We start from the raw sequence: 9,029 nt of genomic DNA on the forward strand, positions 1-9,029 counted from the left end.
TGCACCTGCCGCAACTCGCACGGCCGCGGCGCCGGAGAAGGCGCAGCGCAAGCCCGTGCCCGCCAGGCGCGAACCTGCGCGCACCACCACGCCGGCCGCCGACGAGACGCCGGCCGTGCCGCTGAACGAGTTGCCCGCCGACGTGCGCCGCGAACTGCCCACGCTGGCCATCAGCGGCGCGACCTACTCGTCGAGCCGCGCGAGCCGCATGCTGATCGTCAACGGCCAGCTCTACCACGAGGGCGACATCATCGCGCCCAACGTGCACCTGGAGCAGATCCGGCTCAAGTCGGCCGTGCTGCGCTACAAGAACTACCGCTACAGCGTCGGCTACTGATTCCGGCGTACGCTGCGCCGCATCCGCCACTGCAGGAGAGAACGGCCATGAGCGACAAATCGATCCTCGAGCACATCAGCGCCCTCGTCGACGAGGAACAGCAACTGCGCGACGGCACGGCCGCGCCCGGCCAGAACGCCGAGCGCATCCGCCACATCGAGCACCAGCTCGACCAGTGCTGGGACCTGCTGCGGCAGCGGCGCGCCAAGCGCGAGTTCGGCGAAGACCCCTCCAGCGCGAAGGTGCGCGACGAGAAAACGGTCGAAGGCTACGAAGGCTGACACCAGGGCCCTCGTCACTTCACACAGGCTTCATCCGGCGTTCGACGACGCCGCGGACAGTGCGCCGGTGCCCACCACCGCGCGCCTCGCGCACTGTCCATGTCCCACCTCATCGTCCACGGCGGCCAGCCTCTTGCGGGCCGCCTCGTCCCGTCGGCCAACAAGAACGCGGTGCTGCCGATCCTGTGCGCGACGCTGCTGACGCGACAGCCGGTGCGCCTGCGCCGCGTGCCCGACATCACCGACGTGCGCAAGATCCTCGACGTGTTCCGCTCGCTCGGCAGCCGCGTCGAGGTCGACTTCAAGACCGGCGTGCTCGACCTGCACCACCGCAGCACGAACTTCGACGAGACCGTGCACCGCCTGCCGCAGGAGATGCGCTCGTCGATCATGCTGGTGCCGCCGCTGCTGGCGCGCTTCGGCGTCGCACGCATCGAGAGCGACGTGCAGGGTTGCACGCTGGGCGTGCGCGAGATCGATCCGCACGTCGAGGTGCTGCAGCGCTTCGGCGCGCGCGTCGAGCGCCGGCCCGACGCGCTGATCGTGCGCAGCGACGGCCCGCTGCGCGCGGCCGACCACTGGCTCGACTACGCGTCGGTCACCACCACCGAGAACTTCGTGCTGTGCGCGGCGCTCGCCGAGGGCAGCGCGACGCTGATGAACGCGGCCTCCGAGCCGCACGTGCAGGAGTTCTGCGAGTTCATGCGCCAGCTCGGCGCGCGCATCGAGGGCTGCGGCACCTCGCGACTGACGATCCACGGCGTCGACGCGCTCGGCGGCACCGACTACAGCTTCGCCGACGACTTCCACGAGGTGGTCACCTTCCTCGCGCTCGGCGCGATCACCGGCGGCGACGTGCGGGTGCGCAACACCGCCGCGCACCAGTTCCCGCTGATCGACCGCACGTTCGCGAAGCTGGGCGTGCGGGTGCTGCACGAGGGCGGCTGGTCGCGCACCGTCGTCGACGGCCCGTTGCGGGTGGCCGAGCCGTTCACGCAGAACATGCTGCCGAAGATCGAGGCCGCGCCCTGGCCCTACCTGCCGGTCGACCTGCTGCCGATCTTCATCGCGCTCGGCACGCGCGCGCACGGCAGCGTGATGTTCTGGAACAAGGTCTACGACGGCGCGCTCGGCTGGACCTCGGAGCTGTCGAAGTTCGGCGCGCACGCGTTCCAGTCCGACCCGCACCGCATCGTCACCTTCGGCGGCAAGCCGCTGTCGCCGGCCGAGGTCGAGAGCCCATACATCATCCGCGTCGCGATCGCGCTGCTGATGCTCGCGGCCAGCATCCCGGGCCGCTCGGTGATCCGCAACGCCGGACCGATCCGGCGCGCGCACCCGCAGTTCGTCGAGAACCTGTGTGCGCTCGGGGCGCGGATCGAGTGGGAATCTGGGGATTGAACGTGGGGGACTGATTCAGCGCGGCTCGGCGGCGAACACGAGATCGGTGCGCCACTTCGACATGTCGGGCTCGGTGTCCGGCCCGTCGAGGTAGAACTCGTAGCGCCCATCCCACGCCTCGGCGCTGCCGCCGCGCGCCTGCTTGCGCCATGCCACCTGGTGCTGCTGGCCCCAGGCGAGCAGGTAGGCGGTGGCCGGCATCAACTCCTCGGGGTGGCCGGTGTGGCGCATCGTCACGTAGCTGCCGGCAGGAACGGTGCCCGATCGCACCCGCGCATCGCCCGCGGCCGGCTTGCCGACGAGCGTGCCGACGTCGATCTCCATCTGTCCGCCCATGTCGATCACGTTGTAGCGGAAGAACAGCGGGCCGGCCGGCGGCACGCCGTGCGCCTGCAGCCACTCGAAGAGCTGCGGGATCAGCGGTACCACCTTCGACTCGATTTCGCCCATCCGCACCTCGGTGCGGATGAACATGCAGGGCTGCTCGGTGCGCTGTTCGAAGCGCGGGGTCGTGAGGGTCGTCATGCGAGGCTCCTTCCTTCAGGTTGGGTCAGTCTCCATCCGCATCCGTGAACTCGATCGTCACCTTCCACGCCGTCGCGATCGGCGGGTCGATCACCGCGCGCAGCGCGACCAGCGCCTTCACCGGTGCGGCGATGCGCGCCGGCGTCCAGGTGGCGGCGTCGACCGGCAACGCCGCGATGGACTGCCGCACCGCGGTCACCGCGCGCCGCAGCGCCGGCCCGTGCGGCTTCGCGAGGCCCTGCTCGGCCAGCACGTCGTCCAGCCCCCAGCGCGGGCCACCTTGTGTGTACGCGAGGCCCGGCGTCTGCCCGAGCAGCAGCTGCGCGACGCCATCCACATGCGCCAGCAGGAACTCGCGCGTGTGCCTGGTGCGCATGCTGTCGAAGTTCTCCAGCGCGTCGCGCTGCCCCGGCACCTGCAGCGCCTGCGCACGGGCCGCCTTCTCGAGCTTCTTGCCGCGCAGCAGCTCGACGCTGCCGACCAGCAGGTTCAGGATCAGCTTCTTCGCCGCCGGCACGTCGGGCGGCGTCGCCGAACGCCAGCGGTCGGCTTCGGTGCGCCAGCCGGCCAGCAGCAGGCCCACCTCCTCCTTCAGCGCCATCGCGATGCGCAGCGTGTAGCGGCACAGCGCCGGGCTGCGCAGCACCGGCGCCTGCGGCTCGGTGCCGGCCGGGAACAGCAGCCACTCCAGCGCTGGCAGGCCCCGCACCGCCGTGCCCCAGCGTTCCATCGCGTCGTTCGCCGCCGGGCCGGTCATCGGTGCGGTCGCGGTGACGGTGGCCGCCTGCTGGATCACCTTCGGCCGGGTCGGCCAGAAATCGATCGCCTTCGAGCTGCGCCGCGCAAGCGTCGGCCCCATCTGCAGCGCCTCCAGCCGGCGCCAGCTGAGCATCGCCTGCAGCCACAGCGCCTGGCTCTCCTTCAGCTGGGCCGGGGTCGGCTGGCCGCCGGCCGCCATCGCCGCCTCCAGCACCGCCACCAGCCCGGCCGCGCTGCGGTCCAGCGCCTCGTAGGCCGGCACGGCCCACTGGTCGTGCAGCATCTGCATCCAGGTGACGAACGGGTCGGTGGCCGCGCGGGCCCCGGCCGGCACGGCCGACAGCGCGGCGATCGACGCCAGCCGCCACAGCGCCGCGCGGCGTGCCGGGAGGGCGCGGGGCAGGCGGTGAACCGGGCTCGGAGGCATCGGCAGATTATGGACAAAGTCACACTTCGCGCGTGTCTTTTCCCCGCTGGCGCCGCCCCCCTGCCCGGGGGACGACCCCCTGCCCGGGTGGTGTTTTCTGACAAGTCCCTATGGTGCAATGCGACGCCTTTTCCCTCGGCGGAGCGTCTTCCGACCTCGCCGAACCGCCTGCACTCCGAGCCGCATGACCCGATCCGACACCACCGCCGTCCCCGCCTCGTTGCCCCCGCGCAACCTGACGGTCGACGGCCTGCGCGGCATCGCGGCGATGCTGGTGGTGCTGTACCACCTCTACCTCAACACCGAGACGCTGCTGCGTCCCTTCATCCCGGATGCGCTGCACGCGCTGATCGGCAGCTTCGGCGCCACCGGCGTCAACGTGTTCTTCGTGCTGAGCGGCTTCGTGATCTCGATGAGCCTGCGCGACGCGCCGCTGTCGGGCCGCTATGTCGCGATGTTCGCGCTGCGCCGCTCGGTGCGGCTCGATCCGCCGTACTGGGCCACCATCGTGCTGTGCATCGCGATGGCCAAGCTGTCGGCGCTGCTGTTCGCCGAACTCGCCGGCCGCGGCCAGTTCTCCGCCGCGCAGATCGTCTCGCACCTGTTCTACCTGCAGGACATCCTCGGCTACGGCAGCATCTCGGCGGTGTTCTGGACGCTGTGCATCGAGCTGCAGTTCTACCTCGTGCTGGTGCTGGTGCTGACCGCCGCGCACGACCCGGCGCAGCCGCGCAGCCGCCCGATCCTTGCGATCGCCGCGCTGACCGCGTTGTCGCTGGTGCTCGCGGTCGGCCAGATCAAGCTGCCGGTCGACGGCCTGTTCGTGCGCTACTGGCACATGTTCGGGCTGGGCGCGCTGACCTGCTGGTGCGTGTTCGGCGACCTGTCGTGGCGCTGGTGGTGGGCGCTGGTCGGCGTCGAGCTCGCCGTGGTGTTCGGCAGCGCGCCGTCGCTGCCGCACCTCGCGCCGGTGCTGGCCGCCATCGTGATCGTGCTGTCGCGGCGCTGGGTGGCGGCGCGCGGCTGGCTCAGCGGCGCGGTCCACCAGTTCCTCGGCAAGCTGTCGTACAGCCTGTACCTGATGCACCCGATCGTCGGCTGGAGCACGATCTCGGTGCTGAAGAAGCTGTTCGGCGACCACCCGTCCGTGCCGCTCGGCCTGCTGTACATGGCCTGCGGCATCGCCACGAGCGTCATCGCCGCGTGGATCCTCTGGCGTGCCGTCGAGCTGCCGGCCATCCGCTGGAGCAAGCGGGTACCGATGCCGCATGCCGGCGCGCCCACGGTGCGCACGGCCGTTGCCACCTGAGCCGGCCACCGCCATGTCCTCCACCTCCAAGGAAGTCGGCCGCTTCTTCAAGCACTCGGGCATCTATGCCATCGGGAATGCGCTGAACCGCGTCGGCGCCTTCCTGCTGCTGCCGATCTACACCCGGCTGCTGTCGCCGGCCGAGTACGGCACGCTGGAGACGCTGTACCTGGTGTCCACCGTCGTGTCCGGCGTGCTGGGCGTCGGCATTGCGCACGCCACGCTGCGCTTCTACTTCGACTACAAGGACGCCGCCGACCGCCGCTCGGTGGTCAGCACCAACCTGATGGCCTCGCTGGTCATCTCGATCGCCGGCGTGCTGCTCGTCTCGCTGTTCGCCAACCCGATCGCCGCCTGGCTGTTCAACGGCCAGTCGCTCGGCCGGGCCTTCCAGTGGATGCTCGCCACCATCGTGTTCGAGCTCGCCTCGCAGGTCGGCCTCGCCTACGTGCGCGCGGTCGAGCGCTCGATGCTGTTCATCGTCGTCTCGTTCGTGAAGCTGGTGGTGCAGGTGATCGCCAACTCGATCGCGCTGATGCACTTCAACGCCGGCGTCGAGGGCGTGATGGCCGGCAACTGCCTGACCGTCGCGCTCGGCTTCGCGGTGCTGTCGTGGGTGACGCTGCGCGAGTGCGGGCTGCGCTTCGAATGGGCCAAGCTGATGCCGGTGCTGCGCTACAGCCTGCCGCTGCTGTGGACCACGATGGTGGGCATCGTCGCGAGCACCGCCGACCGCTTCCTGCTGCAGTCGCTGGTGTCATTGGAGGCGCTGGGCATCTATGCGCTCGCGCTGAAGCTGTCGAAGCTCGCGTCCGACCTGGTCGGCGAGCCGATCAACCGCGCCTACGGCGCCTTCCGCTTCACGATCATGGAGCGCGACGACGCCGGCATCATCCAGGCCCAGGTGGTGCGCTACCTGGCCGTGATCCTGTCGCTGATCGGGCTGGCCATCGTGCTGTTCGCCGGCGACGCGCTGCGCCTGATCGCCGCTCCGGCCTACTGGAGCGCCGCGCGCTACCTGCCGTGGCTGGTGCTGGCCGCGGTGCTGCAGGTGCTGACCTACCCGCTGCAGACCGGCATCTACTACCAGAAGAAGTCGAGCAGCATCTTCCACATCGCGCTCGCCGCCTGCCTCGTCGGCCTGGCGCTGGGCGTGCCGCTGATCTGGGCCTTCGGCATCCTCGGCGCCTGCCTGACGGTGCTCGGCGTCTCGATCGTCTCGCTGGTGATGACCGACCGCATCAGCCAGCGCCACTTCCCGGTGCACTATGAATGGCGCAAGCTCGCCACGCTGCTCGCGCTGGTGGTCGCCGTCGCGATCGCCGGCCAGGCGGCCGACCAGCTGCCGCTGCTGTGGAGCCTGCCGCTGCGCTTCGTGCTCGGCGCCGCGTTCCTGGTCGGCATCGTCGCGACGCGCGTGATCGAGCCGGCCGAGCTGGCCGCGGCGCGCGCGAAGCTGATGCAGCGCCTCGGCCGGCCTTCCGGGGCAGCCGCATGAGCTTCGCGGTACTCCCCATCTGGCTGTTCCTCGGCAGCCTGCTCGTCGCGCCGCAGCTGTGGTGGTCGCCGCTGCTCGGGCTGCGCGTCGACTACATCGTCTACCCGATGTGGCTCCTGGTGCTCGCGTCGCGCGGCCGGCTGGGCGAGGTATTCCGCTTGCGCACGCAGGACTATTTCTTCCTGCTGATGTACGTGTGGATCTTCCTGAGCGTGATGGTCGCCGGCCTCACCGACATCGGCCAGTTCTACCTCGTCTACTACGCGAAGCTGTTCCTGGTGTACCGCCTCGTCAGCGCGACCATCAGCGACGTGACCGACCTGAAGCGCACCGGCTATGCGCTGATAGCGCTCGCGCTGCTGATCGCGATCGAGGGCATCCAGCACATGAACAACCCCGAAGGCATCGGCTGGGCGGGGCAGAGCTATGCGTGGATCGACGGCTCGGCCTCGTCGATCGGCCTGAAGTCGCGCATCCGCTGGATCGGCATCTTCGACGGCCCCGGCGTGTTCTGCGTGATGTTCACCGCCGCCGCGCCGTTCGCGTTCCAGTACATGGTGAGCCCGTACGCGCTGTGGCTGCGCGTGGCCGCCGCCGTCGGGCTGACCTTCCCGCTGCTGCTCGCGGCCTTCTACACCGGCTCGCGCGGCGGCATCCTGGCCACCGCGGCGATGGTCGGCATGTTCATCGTCTCGCGCTTCAGGATCAGCCTGGGCAAGCTGGTGATCGCGGCGGCCTGCGGCGGCATCGCGCTGGCGGCGGCCCCGTCGTACCTGACCGAGACCAAGGACGCCAACAACTCGGCGCAGGGCCGCGTCGAGATGTGGGCGATGGGCCTGCAGATGGTGCAGGAGAGCCCGCTGTTCGGCGTCGGCAAGGGCAACTTCGCCGTCTACACCCGCAAGCTGGTCGCGCACAACTCGGCGCTGGAGGCGATGGGCGAGACCGGCTTCCCCGGCATGTTCCTGTGGATCGCGATCATCTACATGGGCTTCAAGCACGTCATCGTGCGGCTGCGCGAGACGGTCGACCCGACCGAGAAGCAGGCACTGCTCGCGGTGATGATGAGCCTGTCGGGCTACCTGATCAGCTCGCTCTTCGTCTCGCTCGAGACGGAGATCATGTATTTCCTCCTGGGAATGACGGCCGCAGTGGGCCGCTTCACCACACAACCCGTGGGATTCACCCGCAAGGACTTCATGTTCATCGTGGCCTTCCAGGTCGCGTACTACATGGCCTTCAAGGTGTTCATCATGGGGTACTACTAGCAGTAACCGGAGCGAGGGGACACCATGGGCGGCAAGCAGGCGATGCTCGCGAGGTGGCTGGACATGGCCGGGGTGACCCGCGCGCGCCTGCGCAGCGGGCCGAGCGGGCTGACGATCCTCGCGTACCACCGCATCCAGGACCTGGCCGACGAGTCGCGTTTCGCGGCCGACCCCGAGCTCGTCAGCGCGAGCGTCGCCGAGTTCCGCCGCCAGCTCGCCTTCCTGCGCGAGCACTGGAACCCGATCGGGTTGTCGAACGCGATGGACGTGATCGAGCGCGGCCAGGCGCTGCCGCCGCGCAGCGTCGCGATCACCTTCGACGACGGCCACCTCGACAACTACACCCACGCCTTCCCGCTGCTGCGCGAGATGAACGTGCCGGCGACCATCTTCCTGTCGACGCAGTACATCGGCAGCCGCGAGCCGTTCTGGTTCGACCGCGTGTCGACGCTGCTGTTCTGCGCACCCGCCGGCGCGTTGCGGCTGCCGCTGGCCGACGTGACGCTGCAGCTCGGCGACATCGCGTCGCGCCGCGCCGCCTCCGACCGGTTGCTGTCGGTGCTGAAGCGCCTGGCCGACGAGCGCCGCCGCGACGCGCTGCAGGAGCTGGAGGCGCTGCTCGCGCGCCACGCGGTGCCGGCCGACGCGGCGCCCGCCTCGGCGCTGGACTGGGACCAGGTGCGCGAGATGACGCAGCACGGCATCGAGTTCGGTTCGCACACCGTCACGCACCCGGTGCTGTCGATGCAGACCGAAGAGCGCGTGCGCTTCGAGCTGTCGCAGTCGCGCGAGACGATCCGCCGCGAGACCGGGCAGCGCGCCGACCTGCTCGCCTACCCGGTCGGCAAGACCTACACCTTCAACGATCGCGTCGTCGCGATCGCGAAGGAATGCGGCTACCGCGCCGCGCTCGCCTACATCGACGGCGTCAACGACCCGAGCTGCGCCGACCGCTTCGCGCTCAAGCGCATCGCGGTCGAGCGCTACATCCCGCATCCCCTGTTCATGGCCCGCATGACCTTTCCCGGAATCTTCGTCTGATGGCCGCATCCGCGTTCGCTTCCCCGGTGGCGCCGGCGATCTCGCAGCCGGCAGCGCTGCACAACGTCCCTGCGTGGCAGGAGGGCTGGGAGCTGCTCGTCGGGCCGCTGGGCGGGCGCGCGATCGTCTGCCTCGACGACGGCGGTCCGGCCATCACCGCGCTGGCGCAGCGCTGCGCGCGGG

Annotated in this window: 10 protein-coding genes; 8 read left to right on the forward strand and 2 right to left on the reverse strand. The window is 69.9% G+C overall.

What is annotated here, in order from left to right:
* From AC1D1T_RS26800 to AC1D1T_RS26810, 3 genes are all read left to right on the forward strand, one after another.
* A partial coding sequence (locus AC1D1T_RS26800) for a general secretion pathway protein GspB (RefSeq protein WP_477992827.1) occupies positions 1-337 on the forward strand: 337 nt, incomplete at its 5' end.
* Between the two features lie 47 nt (positions 338-384).
* The gene (locus tag AC1D1T_RS26805; protein ID WP_465111215.1) at positions 385-618 is read left to right on the forward strand and encodes a DUF2630 family protein; all 234 of its coding nucleotides are present in this window, start codon (positions 385-387) and stop codon (positions 616-618) included.
* A gap of 99 nt (positions 619-717) precedes the next feature.
* On the forward strand, positions 718-2,019 hold the full coding sequence (locus tag AC1D1T_RS26810) for a UDP-N-acetylglucosamine 1-carboxyvinyltransferase (protein WP_047510024.1): 1,302 nt from the start codon (positions 718-720) through the stop codon (positions 2,017-2,019).
* A gap of 15 nt (positions 2,020-2,034) precedes the next feature.
* Here AC1D1T_RS26810 and AC1D1T_RS26815 read toward each other — a convergent pair whose 3' ends face one another.
* Together AC1D1T_RS26815 and AC1D1T_RS26820 are read right to left on the reverse strand one after the other, a co-directional pair.
* Complete coding sequence (locus tag AC1D1T_RS26815; RefSeq protein ID WP_465111214.1) at positions 2,035-2,544, reverse strand: GyrI-like domain-containing protein; 510 nt, start codon at positions 2,542-2,544, stop codon at positions 2,035-2,037.
* Between the two features lie 25 nt (positions 2,545-2,569).
* Positions 2,570-3,730, reverse strand: coding sequence for an imelysin family protein (locus AC1D1T_RS26820; RefSeq protein WP_477825141.1), 1,161 nt, complete (start codon positions 3,728-3,730; stop codon positions 2,570-2,572).
* A 184-nt stretch (positions 3,731-3,914) separates the two neighbouring features.
* On the opposite strand from AC1D1T_RS26820, the gene AC1D1T_RS26825 reads away from it, so the two are divergent.
* The 5 genes from AC1D1T_RS26825 to AC1D1T_RS26845 form a co-directional block, all read left to right on the forward strand.
* Positions 3,915-5,039 carry an acyltransferase family protein gene (locus tag AC1D1T_RS26825; protein ID WP_477840743.1) on the forward strand — a complete coding sequence of 375 codons (1,125 nt, stop codon included), beginning with the start codon at positions 3,915-3,917 and terminating at the stop codon, positions 5,037-5,039.
* 13 nt (positions 5,040-5,052) lie between these two features.
* Positions 5,053-6,537 carry a lipopolysaccharide biosynthesis protein gene (locus AC1D1T_RS26830; RefSeq protein WP_465111211.1) on the forward strand — a complete coding sequence of 495 codons (1,485 nt, stop codon included), beginning with the start codon at positions 5,053-5,055 and terminating at the stop codon, positions 6,535-6,537.
* Positions 6,534-7,805: an O-antigen ligase family protein gene (locus AC1D1T_RS26835; RefSeq protein WP_477825143.1), complete on the forward strand. Its 1,272-nt coding sequence runs from the start codon at positions 6,534-6,536 to the stop codon at positions 7,803-7,805. The genes AC1D1T_RS26830 and AC1D1T_RS26835 overlap by 4 nt, the downstream gene beginning before the upstream one ends.
* A gap of 24 nt (positions 7,806-7,829) precedes the next feature.
* Positions 7,830-8,846 (forward strand): polysaccharide deacetylase family protein, encoded by a 1,017-nt coding sequence (locus AC1D1T_RS26840; protein WP_052212909.1) that lies wholly within the window; start codon positions 7,830-7,832, stop codon positions 8,844-8,846.
* Positions 8,846-9,029: hypothetical protein (locus tag AC1D1T_RS26845; protein ID WP_477992828.1), on the forward strand; the 184-nt coding region annotated here is incomplete at its 3' end. The genes AC1D1T_RS26840 and AC1D1T_RS26845, both read left to right, overlap by 1 nt.

The sequence above is a fragment of the Rhizobacter sp. P2_H3 genome (assembly GCF_056403355.1).